The organism is Flavicella sp. IMCC45537 (assembly GCF_057197705.1).
The window spans coordinates 2,614,654-2,637,208 of record NZ_CM170067.1 but is presented as its reverse complement, the minus strand read 5'-3'; the positions used below and the strand labels follow the sequence as shown (position 1 = coordinate 2,637,208).

Sequence of the window (22,555 nt, the reverse complement as noted above, 5' to 3'; positions counted from 1 at the left end):
TTATCAAAAAAGAATTGGAGTTTAGAAATGAAATTTAAATTAACATATATATTTTTATTAGTACTTACACAAAGCGTGTTGGCTCAAATTGAGTTATCTACTAAAGTGAGTAAAAATAAACTCGGACTAAATCAGCGTTTAAGAGTTGAGTTTACCGTAAACAAACAAGGTGCAGATAATTTTTCTCCACCTAGTTTTAATGGCTTTGAAGTTGTTGGAGGGCCTAGTCAATCTGTCAATCAATCTTGGATTAACGGGAAGGTTACCTATTCCCAATCTTATAGTTATATAGTGGCCCCGAAAAGGAAAGGAAAGTTAACTGTTTCTGGAGCAACTATTGAGTACAGAGGGGAACTTATAAAATCAAACCCAGTAGATGTTTTAGTGGTTGATGCCATTGAAATGCCTAAGGATCCAAATGATCCGAATTATATTGCAGATAAAAATGTGCACTTAGAGGTAATGGTTTCCAATGCGAGTCCCTATTTAGGAGAAGGAATCTATGTGGAATACAGATTGTATTTTAGTAATAATATTGCCATTAGTGATTTTGATATTAAAGAGTTACCAGAGTTTAAAGGATTCTGGAATCAAGATATAAAAATTGATCAGATTCAGGTTAAAAACGGAAAATTTAAAGGGGAAGATTATAGATACTTTACGATTAAAAAAGCAGTTTTAATTCCGCAAAAATCAGGAAAGCTAGCTTTAGAACCTTTAAGTTCAGATCTGATAATTGGAGTGCCTACTGGTAGAGGAGACTTTTTTGGGAATCCTATTACTAGAAATATCAGAAAGAATTTTAAAACTTTTAAAAAGACGATTAAAGTTAAAGAGTTACCAATTGAAGGAAAACCAGCCGATTTTAATGGGGCTGTTGGAGATTTTGATATGTCGGTAACAACGAGTAAAGAAAGTTTAAAAGCCAATGAATCTACGCAATTAAAAGTAGTTGTTTCTGGGAAGGGAAATTTAAAATTATTTGAAATTCCAAAAGTTGTTACACCTCAAGAGTTGGAAGTGTATACACCAGAGCATGGTGAAAACTTGAGGATTTCAGTTTCAGGTACCAAAGGTTTACGTGGTGATATTTCTGATGCTTATACCGTAGTTCCACAATTTAAAGGGAAGTATAAAATACCCCCAGTTTCGTTCTCATACTTTAATCCAAAAGATAAAAAATACCATAGTATAATTTCTGATAATTTATTTGTAAACGTAACAGAAGGAAAAAGTTTGGTTACCAATTCAGATCAAGGTCAGCAAGCTGATAATAGCATCAATAAACAGGTTGTTACGGCTAATAGTTCCTTTAAATACATACAGCAAAAAACGGATTTAGCAAGGATAGAAAAAAAGGATTTCTTTAAGTCTAATTTATTTTACTTATTGTTGTTTTTACCGTTTTTAGCCATTCCAATTGCTATTGTTATTGGTAAAAAACAAAAAGAAAGAGCCAATGACCTCATAGGAAACAGAACAAGAAAGGCGGATAAACTTGCAAGAAAGTTTCTTTCTCAAGCGAAAAAATTATTGGGTCAAAAAGAAGCCTTTTATATTGCTTTGGAAAAAGCATTGCATAATTATTTGAAAGCTAAATTACAAATTGAAACCAATGAAATTAGCAAAGAACGAATTTCTGAGTTGTTGATGAGTAAAGGAGTTGATCAAGAAATAATTAAAAGCTTTATTGCTGTCTTAGACGATTGTGATTTTGCAAGATATGCACCTGTTACAAGTGTAATGATGGAGGAGGAGTACCATAAGGCGAAAGAGGTAATTACCAAAATGGATAAACAATTATAAGATTATGATTGGTTTTTTAAAAGAAATAGGGAAAGCAAAAGCTACTTTGAAAAAGTATGCTTTACCGTTGGTTGGGTTTAAAATAATAAAAATATGTTTGGTTTTATTTTTTGCATTTTCAAATTCATTTGCTCAAAGCGATTCAGAAGTATTCAAACAAGCGAATGAGTTATACAGAAATGAGAAATATGTTGAGGCTATAGGTCTGTATGAACAAATAGAAGCCAGCGGGATGGTTTCTTCAGAATTGTATTACAACCTGGGTAATGCGTACTATAAAATAAATAAAGTAGCACCTACCATTTATAATTTAGAAAAAGCTTTGTTGTTAAATCCTCAAAATAGTGATGCAGCAAATAATTTGGTGTTTGCTAATAGGATGACTATTGATGCAATTGAAGTTTTGCCAAAAACGTTTTTTCAGAACTTAGAAGAAAATATAATTCAGCAATTGTCTTTTGATCAATGGGCATATATTGCCACGTCTGCTTCTATATTGACCTGTTTGTTCTTCTTGTTTTTCTATTTTTCTTACATCCCTACGAGAAAAAGAGCCTATTTTATTACCAGTATTTTAAGCTGTTTGATATTAATTTTTAGTTTGCTGTTTACTATTAAGCAATACGATACAAGTATTTCAACAATAGAAGCGATCGTTTTTGATGAAAAAACGAGTGTTAAAGATGCTCCTTTAACATCTGGGCAAGAGGTGTTTGAGATTCATGAAGGGTTAAAAGTTAAGGTTTTAGATGAGGTAGATATTTGGAAAAAAATCAAATTATCTGATGGTAAAACCGGTTGGATTTTAGCAGAAAGTTTAAAGATTTTGTAATGTTATTTTTTGCGAATTTTTTATTCTAAGTTTATTTTTTTCCTATATTCGTGTTGTTATTAACTAATATTTAACAAACATGAAAAAATTACTAAGAATTACTTTATTTTGTGTCTTCGCTTTTGGAGCATCATCTACTATGTCTGCTCAAGAATCTTACGGAGGAGCGTTGAACCTTTTTGCTACTTTTGGAAATAACTCTTCAGTTACAGGTAACTATGAGATTCCATTGGCTAAGAACTGGACAATTTCTCCTGAAGCAACTATTCCTTTTGACTTTGATTATATTAAAGCAGGAGCAAGAGTGGATTACTACTTTGATTCTTTATTAAAATTAAATGAGCCTTGGGATATCTGGGGTGGTGTAGGAGCTGGTTTTAACATCGGAATTGCGAATGACTACAATAGTGATTTGTCGTGGAACCTGCATATTGGTGGTGAATATAAATTCAACCAAACATGGGGTATCATTTTAGAAGCTGGAAACAGTGGAGGAAGCCTAGGTGTAGGTATTCACATGTAAGATGCTTTATAAAATTACAAAAAGCCTTGCTCAAACGAGCAAGGCTTTTTTTATGTCGTTATGTTAGTTTTTATAGAAGAAAATGTTTTGAGACATGTACAGCTAAACGCGGAATTTAAAGCTGTTTTAGACGTTTTTATGAAAAGTATTAATCTGATGTGTCTTTTGGAAATAAACCGTTTTAAAAGCAATAAAAAAAGCCTTAAGATAACTTAAGGCTTTTATATATGGTCCCTCTTTTTAAAATGAGGAGGATAGGTTGTTTTTATTAGCTCTTGTGAACATGCACATCCATTTGTGGATAAGGAATATTTAATCCTTCTTTATTGAACGTGTTGTAAACATTTTCATTCATGTCAAAAAATACTCCCCAATAGTCTTCTGCTTTTACCCATACACGAACTACAAAATCAACAGAACTATCACCTAATCCTGAAACAGCAACAAATGAATCATGATCTCCACCAGATAAAATTCTTTTGTCTGCGGCAATTAAACCATTCAATACTTCTTTTGTTTTTTCTGTACTATCACCATAGCCAACTCCAAAAGTAAAATCAACTCTTCTAAAAGCTTCTACTGAATAATTCGTCATAGAAGAAGTAGATAAACCACCGTTTGGAATAATGATCGTTTTGTTATCTAAAGTTTTCAGAATTGTATTGAAAATCTGAATTTCAGAAACAACACCTGTATATCCTTGTGCATCAATAAAATCACCAACCTTAAAAGGTTTGAAAATTAAAATCATAACACCTCCAGCAAAATTTTGCAAAGTACCAGACAAAGCCATACCAACAGCTAAACCAGCGGCTCCCAAAATAGCAACAAAAGAAGTCATTTCAATACCAAGCATCGTTAATACTGTAATAACAAGTAGCGCTTTTAGCAATACTCCTACAATACTTTTCAAGAAAGGTTTTAAAGAAGGATCCGTTTTTGATTTGTCTAAAACCTTATCAAAAGCGTTCACCATTGATTTAACAATCATAGATCCAATGATCCAAACAGCGATGGCACCAATTAATTTTAAACCATACTCACTTACGATTTCTACAGTTTGTGTTTTGATACTTTCAAACGTAGTGTTCATTTCTTCTATATCCATAATAAATTTTTAAGTTGAAATACAAATATAAATCAATTATTCAAACAAATTATGTTATCAAATCCTAACATATGTTCATAAATTTCAGCTTGGAGTTTATTACATTTACCTAATGATGAATCGAGTGTTAATTACTGGAGGAACTGGTTTTGTTGGGCAATACTTAACTAAATACCTACTTTCTAAAGGTTATAGAGTTTCAATATTATCTAGAAGTATCAGAGAAAATACGAAAGATGTTTCTTATTTTTTGTGGGATATTGAAAACAAACTCATCGATAGAACATGTCTCTTCAAAGTTCAAACAATTATTCATCTTTCTGGTGAGAATGTTGCAGCATCAAAATGGACGAATTCTAGAAAAGATAAAATTTTACAAAGTAGAGTAAAATCTACAGAGTTACTTTATGATTTACTAAGTAAAGAAAGTCATAATGTTAAAAGTTTTATTTCTGCATCCGCAACGGGGATTTATGGAAGCAAAACAACGAGAAATATTTATGCAGAAAACGATGAATCTGATACAGATTTTTTGTCTAATGTATGCTCTGAATGGGAATCTGTAATTTTTCAAATGAATTCAATGGGGATAAGAACTGTGGCTTTGCGAACTGGAATTGTATTTGCCAAAGATCAGGGTGCCATTGCAAAAATGCTTCTTCCTTTTAAATTTGGATTGGGATCTGCATTAGGTAGCGGAAAGCAATATACACCATGGATCCATATAGATGATCTTTGTAAGATGTATTTGTTTGCTTTAGAAAACTCAAATGTTTCTGGCCCGTACAATGCTGTTGTTGGTGATGATTTAAATAATGAAGAACTTTCCAAATCTTTAGCAAAGGCGTTAAATAGACCTTTCTTTATGCCAAAAGTTCCTCAATGGGTGTTGAAACTATTTTTTGGAGAGATGGCTGTTATTTTGACTAAAGGAAGCAGAGTTTCCTCAGAAAAAATTAAAAACGTTGGATTTGAATTTAATTTTCCTGATGTAAATAGTGCACTAGAGAATTTATTTAAGAGGTAAGTTTACGGCAAAACATGATTGTCGTATGCAAAACTAATTAAATGAGTTAAACTTTTTACGTTAAATCGTTTGTACATAGGAATGATTCGTTTTTCAATAGCAGATTGAGAAACTCCTAACTTGTTAGCAATTTCTTTAAAAGCATATCCTTTTGATGCCAATTGAAGGGCTTCTTTTTCTTTTCTTGAGATGGCAAAATGATGAAAAATCTCTTTGCTTAAACTATCTTCGAATTCTTCTTTTTCTGGACCATAGGTTGCAAATTGCATCACTTTTCCAAACTTTAAAGAAGGAACAATTTGAGTAATTCCAATAATTTGATCCACTTTTCCGTTCACGGCTTTATGTACGCCTACTGTAGAAAAAACAGGCACCTCAGATCCGTCTTTATGATATCTTTGGATTTCGTAAGTAAAGCTATATTCTTCTAGTTTTTCTGTTTTTGTACTTAAAAAATACCATGCTTTGTTGTTGAGCTCATTCAATGATTGTGAATATTGAGCAGCGGCAGAATTAACAATAAGCATCATATTGATCTCACTGTCTTCATATCCTAAAACATCTTTCCATCCGGCAGCAAAAACCATTCGTTGTTCTGAAAACGAATAAATATAGACCGCTTGTTTTGGAAAGCGTTGAATTATTTTATCGTAATGTTTGTACTCATCACAATGGATGTCAATCGGCTGTTCAGTAACAACAGATTGTATTGTTGGTTCGTTTTCTTTTTTCATAGTCAAAAAACTTGCGTATTTACACAGTTGCCCGTATAAACCTAATTATATAATTTTACCATTGTTAACGAATGATATTAAGCTTTTACACAAATATGGAAAAAATAATTCGTTTTAGGGGTAAAATTGGATGCTATTGACATTATTAAATTGAAGTTTTTTCAATTATTCGTTATCAAAATCGCTATGAACGAGAATTAAGCGACCTTTTTTAGGTCGCTTTTTTTGTGCTATAAATATTGATAATGAAGGTTTTCAACTTTTTAGAAATGAATCAAAGGAAAGAAGTTTAATCGTTATTTAAATTAAGTAAAAATTAAGTTCACAAATATCATTGATCCTTAGTTTAAAGGGATTTTAGTCTAATGAATGAGTTAGATAAAACCTACTGCCATATGAACAATGAAAAGTTGTACTATGATAAGCCTATTATAGTATTCAAATAACACTCAATTATATTTCGTTTGAAATAATTTCTTCTAAAGAAGGGGTTTGCGTGTTATTAAAATAATTAGGAAATATTGTAGGTGCCAAATTTTTAACGGGCTCTATAAATATAGAAGCTTTCAGTTGTTCTTTACTTACAAACGGAATAGTATTATTCATTTTCATAAAAAAGGAGAGAATGACACTTAATATAAAGGCTATTTTTAGAAATCCAAAGATACCTCCTAGAATTCTATTTAGAATTCCTAATGCGGCAAAACTTGCTATTTTGGTAAGTAATTTTCCTGCCAAAGAAACGGCTACAACAATTCCAATAAAAGTAACTGCAAAAGCGGCATAAGAAATATATTGTTCATCCCAATCGAATTGTTTTTTTAGAAAATCGCCTGCATAAAACGAAAAATGCATTGCTCCGTAGACGCCTCCTATGAGCGCTACTAGAGAAGCTATTTCTACAAATAATCCTTTAAAAACTCCTCGGATAAAACCGAAAAGTAATAGGGTAGCAATAATAATATCAAATGTATTCATTGAAATAAAATGATGCGTTTTGGTTTTCAAAGATAAGTTAAAGTTTTCTAGTTTTAGTTCAAACAATTGACAGGAGAATTAATAGTCTTTTGATGTATCTTTGCTTTCAAAATTATTAAGATGTCTAGAGATATAGAATTGAAGGAACAATGGGAGTCTGTAGTGAAATTTCTTTCGGATAAATTTGCGGATGGAGATATGCTAGATTTAGATTCTATCGTTTATTTAATTGGAGTACAAGAGCTGGGAAAAGGGATTCAATCTTTTAAAAAAGATGAAAAAGTAAACCTAATGCATATTGCAATATGTAGATTACTTGAGCCATATGGGTACTATGAGTTTGATTTTATAGATCCAGATGGTTGGCCACATTATAAAGTCTTAGAAGAATTACCTCCGTTAAAACCTGGAGAACAATCGATTTTAATGAAAGAAGCCATCGTAAAATATTTTTCTTCTGAAGAAGAATAGTTTTGGTTTGATATTTGAATTATGTGTGTTATGATGAAAAAAAAAATACTTTTTATTTTAGTTCTGTGTTCTTTGATGTCTTTTGCACAAAAACAATTGAAAGGAACTTTTGAACCTTTTTCTAAAGATATCAAATGGGTGATGCTATACCAGATCAAAGATGGTAGACAACATTATATAAAAAACACAAAAATAGATAATAAGTCGTTTTATTTTGAAATGCCCAAAGAGGCTTCTTCAGGAATGTATAGAATTGTGTACAGGTTAAAAGGAGAAGGATTTTTAGACTTTTTGTATAATAAAGAAGATGTTACTTTAAAATTTAATCCGGATTATCCTGAGGAAAGCGTGGTATATGAGAAGTCTAGAGAAAATAAAATGTACCAAGAATATTTGGTGAATATTTTAGGAGCACAACAATATTTAGATTCCCTGCAGATAGCTTATTTTAGAGATCCTAGACAATCTACGGCTACTACCTATCAAGAAACGTATTATGAGTTAAAAGACCTTCAAAAGGAGTATCAAAACAAATCAAAAAGTATGTTGGCCTTTAATTTTATTCAGGCTACACAACGATATAATTCAAAAACAGTAGTGGAGGCTCCACAAGCATATTTAGAGAATATAAAAATTAACTTTTTTGAACATATAGATTTTCAAGATCCTATTTTGATTAATTCTTCCTTTTTGGTAGATAGAACGATCGACTATATTTTCAATTTGAATTATTCTCAAGATAAATCGGTCCAACAAAACTTATATAAAGAATCGATAAAAAATGTAATTGAAATTCCTAAAAAAACGAGTCTTCAAAAAGATCTGATTCAAATTATTATCGAGGAGTTTGTAAAAACGGAAGATACTGAAATTGTAAGGTATGTACTTGATAATTACTATAAAAACTTACCCAAAGAATTGCAAAGCGATGGATATATTTCTGAAACGTTAGCTAAAATATCTGTGGTTGTAGGAGCAATAGCACCAGACTTTAAATGGGGTAAAAATAAACAGTTGTCTACGTTAAATACGCATAAAAACTATGTTGTTGTTTTTTGGAGTACAGGTTGTTCTCATTGTAAAAAACAGTTGCCAGAGTTGTATCGTTTTTTAGAAGACTATAAGGATATTCAAGTGGTTGCAGTAGCCTTAGAAAAAGAAGATACAGATTTTAAAAAATTAGTACCAAATTTTAAAGGTTGGGAGCATGTTTTAGGAATGGGGAAATGGAAAAATGAAATTGCCCAGTCTTACAGCATAGAATCTACACCAACTTTTATTTTATTAAACGCCAACAAGCGAATAATAGCTTTGCCAGATAATTTTTCAGCATTGAAAGAAAATATAAAAGCGCTGCAACAGTAGTTTATTCTAAATTTAAAAACACCGTACATCGAAGCATTAAATCATTGTTGGGGGTAGCTTGTCCAGCAATGGTATCGTAGGTTGTGAAAATAATATTAGGATGAATTAAAAAGTAGGAAGTGATTGGGATTTCGGTTCCTACGATAAATAAAGTAGCTTTGGTACTTGGGTCAAATGGAATATAGGAAATGTTGTTTCCATTCGGGCTAGGTTCCATAATTCTATCAATTCTACCTACAGCAGCAATGTTTTTATGAATCTTTTTTACAATAAACCCAGAAAGTAGTTCTAAAGCAGGGTCTAGCTGTCTAAATTGATGAGAATATTGAACTCCCCATCTTAAATCATCGGATTTGAAACCAGAAAATAATTGATAGGTACTTCTGTCTTTTTCTCCTGGTAGACGCTCATAATCGGCATAGAGATCAAAATAATATTTTTGTTTGGTTTTATAAGTAAATCCAACCATTGTTTTGGTTCCATCTCCCGTTTCATTTCCAAAATCTTGTCCAGTTCCGATCATGAAACGATAAAAAAAGCGGTCTTTTTTATCAATAGCACCATCTAATGCAATACCAAAATCCCTACTCGCAACACCTTGTAAATCCATTGGTGTTCTTAAAAGGTAGCGCAGGCCCCAAATATTCTCTATTAGATCATAGGTTTTGGTAGGAGATAAACCTAAGGTAATTTTATGCCTTTCAGTTTTATAGCCTATAAATAAATCTTTAATATCGGTTTCAAAATTATAAACACCGAAGCTTCCATCTTGGTTGGTTTCAGTTCTAACTCTGGCGAACCATTTGTTTTTTATTTTGGTATCAAAGGTGATATAAGCTCTTCTTAAAACAGCTTCTGTTTTTCCAATATCTTCCTCTAAATGATGTTGAGAAATATGATAGACATCTCCAAATAACAACCCTCCTAATTTGAAAGAATTTTCTTTTTGTTGAGCATATCCTTGATAGAAAAAGATGAAACAGAGCAGGATGATTAACTTCTGAGAGAAATTTTTTTTTTGATCAAATAAATTCATGGTGTCAAAAATTACTTCCACAATTTATCAAATTTATGGGTTTATTAAACAAAAATTAGGGGATCTCTTGGTTAATTCTTTTCAATGTTTCTAAAGCTTTCATATTCAGCTTTGCCTTGCTCTAATTGTTCCACAATTTTTTGTCTAAACTCTTTTAATTCATTGATCAGATCAGATTTTCTTTTTTTCAAAAATAAATATTTTAAGGTTCCTCTTACTTGAAAATATTCTTTAATATAATTTATTGAGAATAGCCCGATAGGGTATAGGGTTAAAAGAAATAAAATTGCCCATCCAAAATTTGTATAAATACCCATAATGATGGTCATAATAAAATAGCAAATTAAAAAGATAAACATTCCTAATCCAAGTTTCATAGAACCAACAAAATCTGCTCTTACAGGGATTTTTTTTGCGAGTAATTCTGCTCCTTTAAAAGGAATTAAATTAAAAATACAACCATAAAGGAATAATGGGAATCCTAGAAAAAAATATAAAAAATTAAGACTGTTTTTAAAGTTCAAATTCTCATTTCTAATTTGAGTATCTCGTATTCCAAGTCTTTTTAAGTTGGTTAAATAAGAAGTCATTTTGACTTCTATTTTTTTCAATTGCTCTGGTTTGTTTTCACAAAAATAAGAAACAGCTTTTACAATATCTTGAGATAGGTAGAAGTCGTTAGGTGCTTTGTCTCCTTCATTAATAAGTTCTCTATGCCTACTTCTGTATAGAATTTCAATTTGTCGGATTATTTTTTCATGATGTTTATCTTCAATATTTACTGTTACATTTTCTAAGCTAGATTTGATGTCTTCTGTTAACTCTAAAACGGTTTGTTTTTTGTTTGAAAAATAACGCTCTTTATAATCTTTTACAGAAATAGGGTCTCCGAATTTTACAAAAACATCACTTTTAAAATGATGAGGATTAGAATAATTAATTCCAATAGGGATGATTACTACTCCTAATTCAAAGTTGTTTCTTTCTTCTGACACTAATGAAATTCTTGAAATTCCAGTTTTTATAGGTCTTAGTCTTCTCACAGTTTCACTAATTCCTTCTGGGAATATCATTACCGTTTTTTTGTTTTCTAAATGTTCAAAACATTTTTCAAATACCTGTTTGTTTTTATGTGTGTCATTCGGAAAAAGATCTGGTCTGTATACCGGAATCATATGAAGTTTAGGGAAAAGCCATCTAGAAAAACCACTTTTAAAAGCATCTCCTCTCGATAAAAAATAAAGCTGTCTTTTGATATGTGTAGCCAATAAAATGGGATCCATAAATGCACTAGTGTGGTTCACAGCAAAAACGACAGGTCCTTTGTCGGGAACTATATTTTTGTTTTTTATATAGAGAGATCTGAAATAAGCTTTGGTGGTGAAGTAAAAAAGAAATTTAAAAACTCTATATAGCATTTTGTGTTAGGTTTTGAGGATTGGGTAAAAATACAAAACAGAAATTAATAAAGTGAAATTGTATCTGTTTGTCTGTATCGTGTCAGAAATGTAAAAAAGCATTTTCAAAATGTTTCAATTCAGTTTTTCCACTTTTTTTTAAAACAGAAATAATGTCAAACCTTACATTAACATCTAAATCATTATTAATTACATAATAGTTGGCAGCCTCTGTTAGGAGTTCAATTTTTTTTGGAGAGATAAAATCTTGCGGGTTCCCAAAGTAATCACTAGATCTTGCTTTAACTTCTACAATTATAAGTTCGTTGCCTTTTATAGCAATCAAGTCAATTTCTGCTTTTCGATATCTAAAATTTTTTTCTAGTAGGATGTATTTATTCCTTAATAGATAGTCTGCAGCTAATTTTTCTCCTTGCTTTCCAAAATCATTATGGTTGGCCATTTTTAATTTAAGATACATAAAATCAATGAAATGTATAAAAACAAAAACTCCCACAACTAAGTGGGAGTTTTTAATTTGTTAACCGAATCCTTTGGGGGTACTAGATTCAAAATTCATTTGATTTATTTCGAATCCTATGGGGGTAATAGATTCTCAAAATCCGTTGGATTAATTGTATATTATACAATTGTTCTGCTAATATAATAATATATTCTTAAAATAAAAGAAAAATTATATTTTTTTATAATTATTAATGTTTACTTGATGTTATAGCCTATCGGATAACAATACCCTTACGTTTAGTTAATGTTTACTAGAGTTACGGTTGAAAATTGCTTTTTTTCAACTTATTTAGGAAGTCGGAAAAACATTTTTGAAATAGGGATGAACATAATTCCACAAATAATAAATATGATAAAGGATTTGCGTAAATCAAAGATATAGGCAACATATCCTATCAAGGGTGGACCGATGAGCATGCCGACAATGCTGTACGTGGAGATGATTGAAATAATCATGCCTGGAGCATATTTTTTTGATTCTCCCGATAAAGAAAATGTCATTGGAAATAATGTTGATACCCCAAGACCAGTGATACAGAACCCGATAAGTGCAGGCCAAAAAAAGGGAAATAAAATGGTAACGGATATTCCAAATACAATTAGTAAAGCACTTAAAACAAAAGTTTTCTCGATACCGATTTTATCAATAACAAGATCAGAAAAAAATCGAGAAAGAGTCATACAGATCATAAATGATAAATATCCAGCAGTGAATAATTCTACGTTTACAACTTCTTTAAAATAGACTCCGTTCCAGTCGTAAATTCCGCCTTCGCACACCGCCGCAAAAAATACGATCAACCCTAAATACATAACAAATGGATCAGGTTTTCCAAAAATTAATTTATTTCCTGTTTTTGGTCGATCGTTTTTAAGCAAGTATGGATAGCCTAATGAAATCATTACAATGGTAAATACTGAAATAGAAGCCAAATGAATTTTAATATCAATATTGTATTTTATCATAACCGTGGAAAATAATAAGCCAAAGATTCCACCTAAACTCCAAAACCCATGAAAGGCACCATTGATTTTTTTTGTGAATTTTTTTTGAAGAGTAACTGCTTGCGTATTCATTGCAATATTGATCAACCTTAATGAAAAAGAAAATCCAGTCAAAGAAAGAATTAATATCCAAAGTTCAGAAGCCATTCCGATTCCAAAAAGGGAAATACTAAAGATAAAAAAGGATATAAATAAGGGACCTCTGGTATTATATTTAGAGACAAGCCATCCTGAAAAAGGCAATCCAATTACAGCGGTGATTGGCATAACCATCAATAAATTTCCTAATTGTGCTTCATTCAGCAGAAATAAATCTTTGATTGTAGGGATTCTTGATGCCCAACTAGAAAAACAAACTCCTGTTAGAAAAAAACAAACACCAATTGCAATACGTTGTTTGACTAATAGTTTCATGCTGCAAATATCGAATAGATTTTTGGATTGAAGCAGTGTTTTAGATCATTAAAATAATCTTATCATAAAAAAATATGCAGATTAAAATGGCAACAATTAGCTGTATGAATTTATATAGAAAGCAATGTAATTATCGTTATTTTTGTGAATGTTTAGCTGAGTTTTATGGGTAAGTTTATTTTTCAAGTTTCTTTGGTTTTGGTTTTAATGTCCTCTTGCAAGTACCTGACCAACAAAAAGGAAATGGTTTCTGTAAAAAAAGATCCACCAGCGAACGTTAGTACTCAGTTCCCTGAAACCAACATGTCTGCTGAATTTATTGATACACTTGTGTCTGAGTTTTTAAAGGAATATGCAAAAACTCAAGAAAATAGAATTTTTTATAAAATTGAAAACCTCCAGAGTAATAAAGATGGAATTGATGCTTTTGTTTTTAAACGATATGGTGCTGTATCGGCGAGAGCAGCAGAAGCCATAGAGATTCTAATTAATTATAATTTACGGCTAAACCAACAAAACGATTTTCAGACAAAAACTCAAATCGCAGGATATAAATTTATCAAGGACGGCAATTTAAATAAAGGTGTTCAAAATTTGGATGCTATGAATTTATTGCTCGCTTTGAATTATTTGTTAGAGGATAGAGAATTTATTGGGGAGTCTGATAATTTTAGATTGGATATTGTAGATGTTTTGAGAGAAATATTAATATTGACAAATAATAAAAAGTATCATAACCTACAAAAGGACCTGAAATCGAAAAATTCAACATCTTTTTCAAAACATACCGAAGAATTATTGACAAGCCTTGAGAATTTAGATAATGTTTTAGCTGTAAGAAATGAATTTTCTTTTGGGTTTCTTCTATCTGAGATAAAAAGCCAAGGGAAAACAAGCATAGACAAAAAATTAATTGAACAAAAATTTTCTCAAAAAGTAATAGCCTCCAATTATCAATTGGCAGGAGTAATCAAAACTTTTTATCGGCCTTTATGGAAGACTTATTTTAATTATTTGCAGACAGATTTTACTCAGCAAGATATAGAGAATCAAAAAAACTTTAAAAAGGACGTTGCTATTTTTTCAAAAAATTGGATGCGTCAAACAAAAGACCTGCCAAGTTTTTCTCAAGAAGACGAAGTGGATGTTGTTTTAGAGTTTTTGGAAAAATAGCTTGCTCAAGGAAATATTTTAGAAAAAAATAAATTTTTACCTTTAAGCAACTTAATAAAAAAATTAAAATGGCTATTGGAATTGTTCTTGCTTTTGTTTCCGCAATACTTTTAGGGTTATATGCGTTGCCCTCAAAATACGCTAAAAACTATGCTTGGGAAAATACTTGGGGTGGATTTTTCTTTTTTGGAATGATTGTTATTCCATTGATTACAACTTTTACGCTAGTTGATAATCTTTGGGCAATCTATGAGCATATTCCTAGTTGGATTTTCTTTGCCATGTTCGCGTTAAGTTTTTGCTGGGGAATTGGTAATATGTTGTGGGGGTTTAGTATTGCATCTATTGGCATGTCTTTAGCTTTTAGTTTGTTCCTTGGAGTGATAACCTCTATTGATACTCTTTTGCCTTTAATATTGCTTCCAGAAGGTCAAGAATCGGTTATAGGGACTGATGTAGGTAATATGATGTTTTTAGGTGTTTTTGTAATTGTTTCAGGGATCGCCTTGAATGGCTACGCAGGTGTATTACGTGATAAAAGCAAAAATATTTCTTTGAAAGCAGATGCAAAAACAATGAAAAAAGGAATTCTTTTATGTGTTTTAGGAGCCATTTGCGCTGCGGGTTTTAATCTATCATATCATGTAGGAAATAATTTAGGTAAAATTGGAGAAGTGGCACAATTAGATTATGGCAATGCACCCTGGATTGCAAGATTAGCGGTTTTACTACCAATATTTATGGGGGCTGCTATTTCAACAATGCTTTATTTTTCTTTTACAATTACCAAAAGAAAAACCTGGTCAAATTTTACAAGCAATGGAGCATTTAAAGGTCTTGTTTTAATTTTAACGATGGCTGTTTTTCATGATGCAGCCTTGGTGATTTATGGTTTAGGGGCTTATAAACTAGGTGAATTAGGAACCTCTGTAGGGTTTGCTATTCTAGAAACGGGTGCCATTATGGTTGCTAATATCAATGGAATACTTACAAAAGAATGGAAAGGGGCTTCTTCTAAAAGTATCCGCGTTTTAATAATTAGTCTTTCTATTTTAATTTTAGGAGTTCTGTTTATTGCAAAGGCAAATTATATGAAAATAGATCAAGAATCCAAAGTGGCTACAAATTTAGTTAAGAGATATTGAAAATTATTCCTCTTCTAATAAATCATCTATTTTATAAGAGAGTGCCTTGGTAGCAGTTTTAGTAAGTCCACCTGTTTTATAAAAACGGATGTTACCTTTTTTGTCAATTATAATATTAGTTGGGTAGGCAGGCACGTTAAACATATTAGCTTCATATCTGCCATCGGATACTAACTTGTAAGTAAAAGGGTGTTCCGCAACAAAGTTTTCTAATTTCAATTTATCATCTAATGCAATTCCTAAAAATACCACATCAGGGTTGTCTGCAAATTCTTCTTGTAAATCATTTAAATGAGGAATTTCAGACTTACATGGCGGGCATGTTGTAAACCAAAAATTAAGTACCACTATTTTATTTTCATTCGTTTTAGTACTAAACTTTTCACCTTCTATAGTTCTAAACCTGTATTTTGGAGTTTTAGATCCAATCATTTTTTCATAAAGAGCTTTGTATTTTTCGCCCGGTTTTTTCCTGCTTTTTGCATATTGCTCTTTTGTGATTTTGATAAATTTATCTAAAGAATAATAGGATGCTGGTAACTTGGCATAGTTTATTTTTTGGGCAACAACTCTATATTTTCCAAGGTACTTGTCATAACCTGGGTAGTCCAAAAGAAAACCAGCGATGTCGTATTGATGAATAAATTTTAGCCCAAACTTTTGCGTACTGTAAATTTTTGTAGGAACTCCTTTGACAATTGTAATATATTCTTCACAGGGCATTCCAATAATTTTTTTTGTTTTTCCTTTTTGTAAAGTAGCTTCTTTGTAAGGTTTTTTAAAACTATTTGAAATAGCTAGTTTAGAGGAGCTACTTTCAGTACATTGATAAAAAACATCATTATTGTAATCTAAAAAATTGAATTTTTGAAGACCGCTAGAAGAGCCAAAAGATGTTTCCTTTAAGCTGTTTTTGTTAAAAGCAACTACAATTTCACTTTTGTAGAGAGAGGATTTTTTTTGCCTTTCGGATAATTCATTTTCATAAATGACGGAATAGGTAATGATAACATCATTTACAATTTTTTCGGCGGCTGCAGTTTTCCATTGTGCAGCTAAAAAGTTAAAATTTAGAAACAGTATTATAGAAAATATTTTCATAGAATTTTTAGCAATCATTTCATTTTTTGTGGACGAAGATAATGAATATTAGATTTTGTAATCAAAAAGGGTTAAAAATTAAATTTTGTTTTTTCAGTATAACTAGTTGTAATTCAGGTTAAAAATTCTAATATTTGTAACACAAATGAAAACAAATAACCTACATACATCAGTTTTAGTTGCTTTTTGTAAGCATATGATTCGATTGAACATGGTAAAAAACCACGTATCAAGGACGAAATTGTATCATAGTATGTAATAAAATATATCTATCTAATACAAAAAGCGTCCATTTATATGGGCGCTTTTTTTATGTAATAATAGTAACTATAAATTTTTAATTATGAACAGACAAGTACGCAAATCAACAGTAAAATCAATCAAAATGGTAAAAGTCACAATGCTACGCCATAAGCATTTTGTATGTCCACCTACAAGCCTTTATAATACCAATTAGAAATAATATCAATTTCTTATGAATTGTAGAGGCGCTTATTTAGCGTCTTTTTTTATGAGAAAAAATTAAATTAATTATGAAAACAATTAGAAGAATTGCAACCGAAATAGATAATTACTTAGAGAAAAATTTGTTAAGTTATTTTGACAAAGTTACCAATACCCTTTACCCAAAACCACACTTAAAAGATGATGTAAAAGAGGAGGACGATGATGACCCAATTTTATTCATTTAAATATGTTTTACGGTCATCTCTAAAAGATGGCCGTATTTTAATTTTCAAAAGAAATTCTTGTTGTCGCTTTTGTAACAGTAAGTTCTATCGTGTTGCCAAAAAACAAGGCTCTATTTTCAGGGTCATGTCCAGCCGGAAAATCAAATACTACAGGTATATTTTTATTTGGTAAAACATCTAAGATAATGGCTTCAATAGTTTGACCATAGGCAGGGGTGTTTTTTTTGATGTGACTCATTCCACCAATTATTATTCCTGCACAATTATCAAAATATCCATTTCTTTTAAGCCCTTGTAGTAGTCTGTCAATATGGTATTTATATTCACCTATTTCTTCAAAAAACAAAATTTTATTCTCGGTGTTGATAGAAGATCGGGTGCCCAATAGGTTTTCCAATAAGGTTAAGTTTCCTCCAACTAAAATTCCTTTGGCAGTTCCTTCAATATTATATTTGGAGGAGGAAATGGTGTAGTTTTTTAATTCCCCAAATAATGCTTGCTGTAGCGTCTTTACACTTTCTATGTTTTTTTCTTTCGGAAATTCAACGTTCACAGGCATCATACCATGTATGGTTTCAATTCCCATATTATGAATATGATTGTGAAATACAGTAATGTCTGAGTAGCCAATAATCCATTTCGGATTTTTTTTAAACTCAGTGAAATCTATATCGTCGATAATTCTAACAGCTCCATAACCACCTCTTGCACACCAAATGGCTTTTATGGAAGGATTGTCTAAGGCTTTTTGAAAATCAGCGCATCTATTTTTATCTGTTGCAGAGAAATGATGATACCTATCAAAAACATGATCTCCGATAAGCACATGTAAACCCCATGATTTGGCCAAATCAGCGGCTTCATAAATACTAGCGTTTTTTTTGATAATTCCAGAAGGGGCCACAATAGAAATTGTATCTCCAGGTTTTAAAAAATCAGGTTTTTTCATGATTTGATGTTGCGCGAGCAGTATTTGAAAACTGCAAAAAATTATAAATATAAATTTCACCGTTGAGGTCTTAGAATTGTTACAATATTACAATTTATTTAAAGAATTTTACTTAAGTCACAAGACCTAAATTGATCCGTATTTTTTTTAATCTCTTATAAAACACGTAGTTTTGCCGCTCATAGAAACTTTCATATTAATCGAACTAAATTAAAAATTATGAAGAAAAAATTATCGTTGTTATCTATTTTGTTGCTTGGAGGCTCAACGCTTTCTGCATCAGCAGCAAATAATATTGATACAGGAGATACTGCTTGGATGTTAATGTCAACGGCTCTTGTAATGATGATGACTCCTGCCGGATTAGCCTTATTTTATTCTGGGTTGACACAAAACAAATCTGTATTGAATACAATCGGAATGTCGTTTGTTTCATTTTGTACTGGAATTATTGCTTGGGTAATCGTAGGATACAGTTTTGCTTTCTCTGAAGGAAATGCCTTTATTGGTGGCTTTGATTATCTTTTGTTACACGGAATTAAGCCGACAGATGGAGATGGAATTCCATTATTGTTAGATGTGATGTTCCAAGGGACTTTCGCGGCTATTGCCGTTGCAATTGTTTCAGGATCTATTATTGAAAGAGTAAAATTTTCTACTTGGACTATCTTTTCGTTTGTTTGGGTGATTGTTGTATACGCTCCAATTTGCCACTGGGTATGGGGATCTGATGGGTTTTTGCATGGTGATTTAGATTTTGCAGGAGGTACTGTAATTCACGTAAATGCCGGAGTTGCTGGTTTGGTTTTATCTCTATTGTTAGGTAAAAGATTGCATTTAGACGAAGAAAGAAAACCATCTTCAATAAAGTTGATGATTTTAGGAGCTGCTTTATTGTGGTTCGGATGGCACGGATTTAACGGAGGATCTGCTTATGCAGCCAATGGAATTGCTGCGAATGCAATTTTAACAACAAACGTAGCTGCTTGTTTTGGTGGTTTGGTATGGTTGATTATAGAATGGAAAATAGTTAAAAAACCAACGTTGATTGGTATTGCTTCTGGAGCCGTATCCGGACTAGTTGCTATTACGCCAGCGGCTGGTTTTGTTGATGTTACCGGTGCTTTGGTTATTGGAGGAATTGGTAGTATTGTTGGGTACTGGGGTGTTGTAAAATTCAAATCATTTACGGGACATGATGATACTTTAGATGCTTTTGGAATGCACGGTTTAGTTGGTATTGTTGGTGCAATTTTAACAGGAGTTTTTGCTACTTCAGTAGTAAACCCTGATGGAGCTGGATTGATTGACGGAAACCCTTGGCAAGTACTTTTACAGTTGAAATCTGTAGGAGCAACAATCATTTACTCTGCAGTAGCAACGTATATTGTATTTGTGGTTGTAGCTAAAATTACAGGAGGTGCACGTATCCATGAGAAACATGAATTAGAAGGAATGGATATCAGTTACCATGGTGAGTCTCAAATTAACATTGACAAGCATGTAATTGACGATTTAGAAGACTAAAAGAAGAAATCTTAAAAACTAAATAAGCACCCTAAGTTCATAGGGTGCTTTTTTTTTTAGGGTAAAAATTAATAATTAAAAAGGGAATTCTGAGAATCATAGAATGCGGTCAGATTCCACATAGTAATAATCAACATTAATATGTAACTTTGCAGCCATTAAAATATTACGATGAACGATCCAAAGAGAATTACCATTACAGCAGCTTTACCTTATACAAACGGACCTGTCCATATTGGACATTTAGCCGGGGTGTATGTGCCTGCTGATATCTATGCACGTTATTTAAGAGGAAAAGGAAAAGATGTTGCTTTTGTTTGTGGTTCTGATGAGCACGGTGTGCCTATTACCATTACAGCAAAAAAAGAAGGGGTTACACCTCAAGATGTTGTAGATAAGTATAATGGAATCATAAAAAAATCGTTTCAAGATTTCGGGATTACGTTTGATAATTATTCTCGAACTTCAGCTCCAATCCATCACGAAACCGCTTCTGAATTTTTTAAAGATTTAGATGCAAAAGGGGAGTTTGTTGAGAAAGTTGAAGAACAATTATACGACGCTGAGGCAAAACAATTTTTAGCAGATCGATTTGTAATAGGTACTTGTCCTAAATGTGGGAATGAAGAAAGTTATGGAGATCAATGTGAAAAATGTGGTACGTCTCATAATGCTACAGATTTGATCAATCCAAAATCTGCAATAACAGGAAATGTGCCTGCCTTGAAAGAAACCAAACACTGGTTTTTGCCTTTAGACAAACACGAAGCCTTTTTAAAAGAATGGATTTTAGAAGGTCATAAAAGTGATTGGAAGTCTAATGTATATGGTCAAGTAAAATCTTGGATTGATGACGGTTTAAGACCAAGAGCAGTAACACGTGATTTAGATTGGGGAATTCCGGTACCTGCAGAAGGCGGAGAAGGAAAAGTATTGTATGTTTGGTTTGATGCTCCTATTGGTTATATATCCTCTACCAAAGAATGGGCAGCGAGAGAAGGTAAAGATTGGGAACCCTATTGGAAAGATAAGGACACCAAATTAGTACATTTTATTGGAAAAGATAATATTGTATTTCACTGTATCATTTTCCCTGCGATGTTAAAAGCACAAGGAGATTATATTTTACCAGATAATGTTCCTGCAAATGAGTTTTTAAATTTAGAAGGAAACAAATTATCTACTTCTAAAAATTGGGCAGTTTGGTTGCATGAATATTTAGAAGAATTTCCAGACAAACAAGATGTGCTGCGTTATGCATTAACGGCAAGTGCACCAGAAACAAAAGACAACGATTTTACTTGGAAAGATTTTCAAGCGCGTAACAATAACGAATTGGTTGCGATTTTTGGAAATTTTATCAATAGAGTAGTAGTTCTTACCAATAAATATTACGGTGGTGTGGTTCCATCTCCAAAGGAGTTTACTGAGTTAGATGAGCAGACTTTGGAACAACTAAAAGCATATCCACAGATTATTTCTAAATCAATTGAACGATACAGATTTAGAGAAGCCTTGAGCGAACTGATGAATTTTGCTCGTTTAGGGAATAAGTATTTGGCAGATGAAGAGCCATGGAAACAAGTTAAAACAGATCCAGAAAGAGTGCAAACAATTATGTATGTTGCCTTGCAAATTGCGGCAGGATTATCTGTGTTATCTGAGCCATTTTTGCCTTTTACTTCTGAAAAGCTAAAAAACATTCTGAATGTCAGTTCAAGTGATTCGACAAAGGAGAATTGTATCGAGAATTCATGGTCAGATGTTGGTTCAAAAGAAGTACTACTTCCTGGAGGACATACTATTGGAAAAGCAGAATTGTTATTTGCGAAAATTGAAGATGCAGAGGTGCAGAAGCAATTGGATAAATTAGAGGCTACAAAATTGGCAAATGAGGCTGAATCTAAGGTGGTAGAACCTCAAAAAGAAACAGCAACGTTTGATGATTTTACAAAAATGGATATCCGAATAGGAACCATTGTTGAAGCAGAAAAAATGCCTAAAACCAAAAAGTTATTGGTGTTAAAAGTAGATACTGGAATTGATGTAAGAACCATAGTATCTGGAATTGCAGAAAGCTTTAAGCCAGAAGATATTATTGGTCAAAAAGTATCTGTTTTGGTGAATCTTGCACCAAGAAAATTAAGAGGAGTAGAAAGTCAAGGAATGATTTTAATGACAGATACGAAAGATGGAAAATTAGCTTTTGTGCAACCTTCAACAGAAAATGTTGCCAATGGAGCACAAGTGAGTTAGGAAGAAATATTAAAAAGAATTGGAAACCTAACAGCTCATTATGAGTTGTTAGGTTTTTTGTTTTTAGATGTTTTGTGAAAGATATATCTTAGTAAAAAAAAGAAATGAGTAAAAGGGTATTGATCAGTTCTGGATCAACGTTTGAAAATGAAATAGGGTATTCGCGTGCCGTTATTCAAGATAAATGGGTTTTTATTTCTGGAACTACAGGATATGATTATGCAAAAATGACAATATCAAATGATATTGTAGAGCAGTGCGAACAGTGTATGTTAAATATCGTAGAAACATTACAGAAAGCAGACGCTAGTTTGGATGATATAATTCGTGTTACGTATATTGTTCCGGTAGCAGAAGATTTTGAAAAATGTTGGCCCATTTTAAAAAAATATTTTGGAAAAATTAAACCCTCAGCTACTATGATTTCCGCTGGTTTAGCGAATAAAGAAATGAAAATTGAAATAGAAGTTACTGCTTTAAAAAAATAAGAA

At 31.9% G+C, this 22,555-nt stretch carries 21 protein-coding genes; 12 read left to right on the top strand and 9 right to left on the bottom strand.

Going from position 1 to position 22,555, the window contains the following annotated elements:
• The first annotated feature begins 27 nt into the window (after positions 1-27).
• The 3 genes from AC2DGP_RS10835 (at position 28) to AC2DGP_RS10825 (ending at position 3,161) form a co-directional block, all read left to right on the top strand.
• Positions 28-1,806 (top strand): BatD family protein, encoded by a 1,779-nt coding sequence (locus tag AC2DGP_RS10835; RefSeq protein ID WP_484490078.1) that lies wholly within the window; start codon positions 28-30, stop codon positions 1,804-1,806.
• A 4-nt stretch (positions 1,807-1,810) separates the two neighbouring features.
• Entirely contained in the window at positions 1,811-2,638 is an 828-nt protein-coding gene (locus AC2DGP_RS10830; RefSeq protein WP_484490077.1) for an SH3 domain-containing protein, read from the top strand.
• A 79-nt stretch (positions 2,639-2,717) separates the two neighbouring features.
• Positions 2,718-3,161 (top strand): hypothetical protein, encoded by a 444-nt coding sequence (locus AC2DGP_RS10825; protein ID WP_484490076.1) that lies wholly within the window; start codon positions 2,718-2,720, stop codon positions 3,159-3,161.
• Positions 3,162-3,429: 268 nt separating this feature from the next.
• On the opposite strand, the gene AC2DGP_RS10820 is transcribed toward AC2DGP_RS10825, so the two are convergent.
• Complete coding sequence (locus AC2DGP_RS10820) at positions 3,430-4,269, bottom strand: mechanosensitive ion channel family protein (RefSeq protein WP_484490075.1); 840 nt, start codon at positions 4,267-4,269, stop codon at positions 3,430-3,432.
• Positions 4,270-4,381: 112 nt separating this feature from the next.
• Here AC2DGP_RS10820 and AC2DGP_RS10815 point away from each other — a divergent pair, with 112 nt between their 5' ends.
• Positions 4,382-5,296: a TIGR01777 family oxidoreductase gene (locus tag AC2DGP_RS10815; RefSeq protein WP_484490074.1), complete on the top strand. Its 915-nt coding sequence runs from the start codon at positions 4,382-4,384 to the stop codon at positions 5,294-5,296.
• A 2-nt stretch (positions 5,297-5,298) separates the two neighbouring features.
• On the opposite strand, the gene AC2DGP_RS10810 is transcribed toward AC2DGP_RS10815, so the two are convergent.
• Together AC2DGP_RS10810 and AC2DGP_RS10805 are read right to left on the bottom strand one after the other, a co-directional pair.
• On the bottom strand, positions 5,299-6,030 hold the full coding sequence (locus AC2DGP_RS10810; RefSeq protein WP_484490073.1) for a LuxR C-terminal-related transcriptional regulator: 732 nt from the start codon (positions 6,028-6,030) through the stop codon (positions 5,299-5,301).
• Between the two features lie 453 nt (positions 6,031-6,483).
• Complete coding sequence (locus AC2DGP_RS10805; protein ID WP_484490072.1) at positions 6,484-7,008, bottom strand: CvpA family protein; 525 nt, start codon at positions 7,006-7,008, stop codon at positions 6,484-6,486.
• Positions 7,009-7,128: 120 nt separating this feature from the next.
• On the opposite strand from AC2DGP_RS10805, the gene AC2DGP_RS10800 reads away from it, so the two are divergent.
• Both AC2DGP_RS10800 and AC2DGP_RS10795 read left to right on the top strand, forming a co-directional pair.
• Positions 7,129-7,479: a hypothetical protein gene (locus tag AC2DGP_RS10800; RefSeq protein ID WP_484490071.1), complete on the top strand. Its 351-nt coding sequence runs from the start codon at positions 7,129-7,131 to the stop codon at positions 7,477-7,479.
• A 30-nt stretch (positions 7,480-7,509) separates the two neighbouring features.
• Positions 7,510-8,844 carry a TlpA family protein disulfide reductase gene (locus AC2DGP_RS10795; protein ID WP_484490070.1) on the top strand — a complete coding sequence of 445 codons (1,335 nt, stop codon included), beginning with the start codon at positions 7,510-7,512 and terminating at the stop codon, positions 8,842-8,844.
• 1 nt (position 8,845) lies between these two features.
• Here AC2DGP_RS10795 and AC2DGP_RS10790 read toward each other — a convergent pair whose 3' ends face one another.
• The 4 genes from AC2DGP_RS10790 to AC2DGP_RS10775 form a co-directional block, all read right to left on the bottom strand.
• Positions 8,846-9,901, bottom strand: coding sequence for a hypothetical protein (locus AC2DGP_RS10790; protein WP_484490069.1), 1,056 nt, complete (start codon positions 9,899-9,901; stop codon positions 8,846-8,848).
• A gap of 50 nt (positions 9,902-9,951) precedes the next feature.
• Positions 9,952-11,298, bottom strand: coding sequence for a 1-acyl-sn-glycerol-3-phosphate acyltransferase (locus tag AC2DGP_RS10785; protein WP_484490068.1), 1,347 nt, complete (start codon positions 11,296-11,298; stop codon positions 9,952-9,954).
• An 82-nt stretch (positions 11,299-11,380) separates the two neighbouring features.
• The gene (locus tag AC2DGP_RS10780) at positions 11,381-11,740 is read right to left on the bottom strand and encodes a YraN family protein (protein WP_484490067.1); all 360 of its coding nucleotides are present in this window, start codon (positions 11,738-11,740) and stop codon (positions 11,381-11,383) included.
• Positions 11,741-12,087: 347 nt separating this feature from the next.
• Positions 12,088-13,221 carry an MFS transporter gene (locus AC2DGP_RS10775; protein WP_484490066.1) on the bottom strand — a complete coding sequence of 378 codons (1,134 nt, stop codon included), beginning with the start codon at positions 13,219-13,221 and terminating at the stop codon, positions 12,088-12,090.
• A 165-nt stretch (positions 13,222-13,386) separates the two neighbouring features.
• On the opposite strand from AC2DGP_RS10775, the gene AC2DGP_RS10770 reads away from it, so the two are divergent.
• A complete protein-coding gene (locus AC2DGP_RS10770; protein WP_484490065.1) occupies positions 13,387-14,394 on the top strand; it encodes an alpha-N-acetylglucosaminidase C-terminal domain-containing protein in 1,008 nt (335 codons plus the stop codon).
• 68 nt (positions 14,395-14,462) lie between these two features.
• On the top strand, positions 14,463-15,539 hold the full coding sequence (locus AC2DGP_RS10765; RefSeq protein ID WP_484490064.1) for an L-rhamnose/proton symporter RhaT: 1,077 nt from the start codon (positions 14,463-14,465) through the stop codon (positions 15,537-15,539).
• Between the two features lie 3 nt (positions 15,540-15,542).
• Here the strand turns inward: AC2DGP_RS10765 and AC2DGP_RS10760 are convergent, their stop codons facing one another.
• Positions 15,543-16,640: a TlpA family protein disulfide reductase gene (locus AC2DGP_RS10760; RefSeq protein WP_484490063.1), complete on the bottom strand. Its 1,098-nt coding sequence runs from the start codon at positions 16,638-16,640 to the stop codon at positions 15,543-15,545.
• 533 nt (positions 16,641-17,173) lie between these two features.
• Here AC2DGP_RS10760 and AC2DGP_RS10755 point away from each other — a divergent pair.
• Complete coding sequence (locus AC2DGP_RS10755) at positions 17,174-17,332, top strand: hypothetical protein (protein ID WP_484490062.1); 159 nt, start codon at positions 17,174-17,176, stop codon at positions 17,330-17,332.
• A 37-nt stretch (positions 17,333-17,369) separates the two neighbouring features.
• On the opposite strand, the gene AC2DGP_RS10750 is transcribed toward AC2DGP_RS10755, so the two are convergent.
• Complete coding sequence (locus tag AC2DGP_RS10750; RefSeq protein WP_484490061.1) at positions 17,370-18,281, bottom strand: S66 peptidase family protein; 912 nt, start codon at positions 18,279-18,281, stop codon at positions 17,370-17,372.
• 219 nt (positions 18,282-18,500) lie between these two features.
• On the opposite strand from AC2DGP_RS10750, the gene AC2DGP_RS10745 reads away from it, so the two are divergent.
• The 3 genes from AC2DGP_RS10745 (at position 18,501) to AC2DGP_RS10735 (ending at position 22,552) form a co-directional block, all read left to right on the top strand.
• Entirely contained in the window at positions 18,501-19,808 is a 1,308-nt protein-coding gene (locus tag AC2DGP_RS10745) for an ammonium transporter (RefSeq protein WP_484490060.1), read from the top strand.
• Positions 19,809-19,979: 171 nt separating this feature from the next.
• Positions 19,980-22,064, top strand: coding sequence for a methionine--tRNA ligase (gene metG, locus AC2DGP_RS10740; protein ID WP_484490059.1), 2,085 nt, complete (start codon positions 19,980-19,982; stop codon positions 22,062-22,064).
• Positions 22,065-22,168: 104 nt separating this feature from the next.
• Complete coding sequence (locus AC2DGP_RS10735; RefSeq protein WP_484490058.1) at positions 22,169-22,552, top strand: RidA family protein; 384 nt, start codon at positions 22,169-22,171, stop codon at positions 22,550-22,552.
• Positions 22,553-22,555 lie beyond the last annotated feature (3 nt).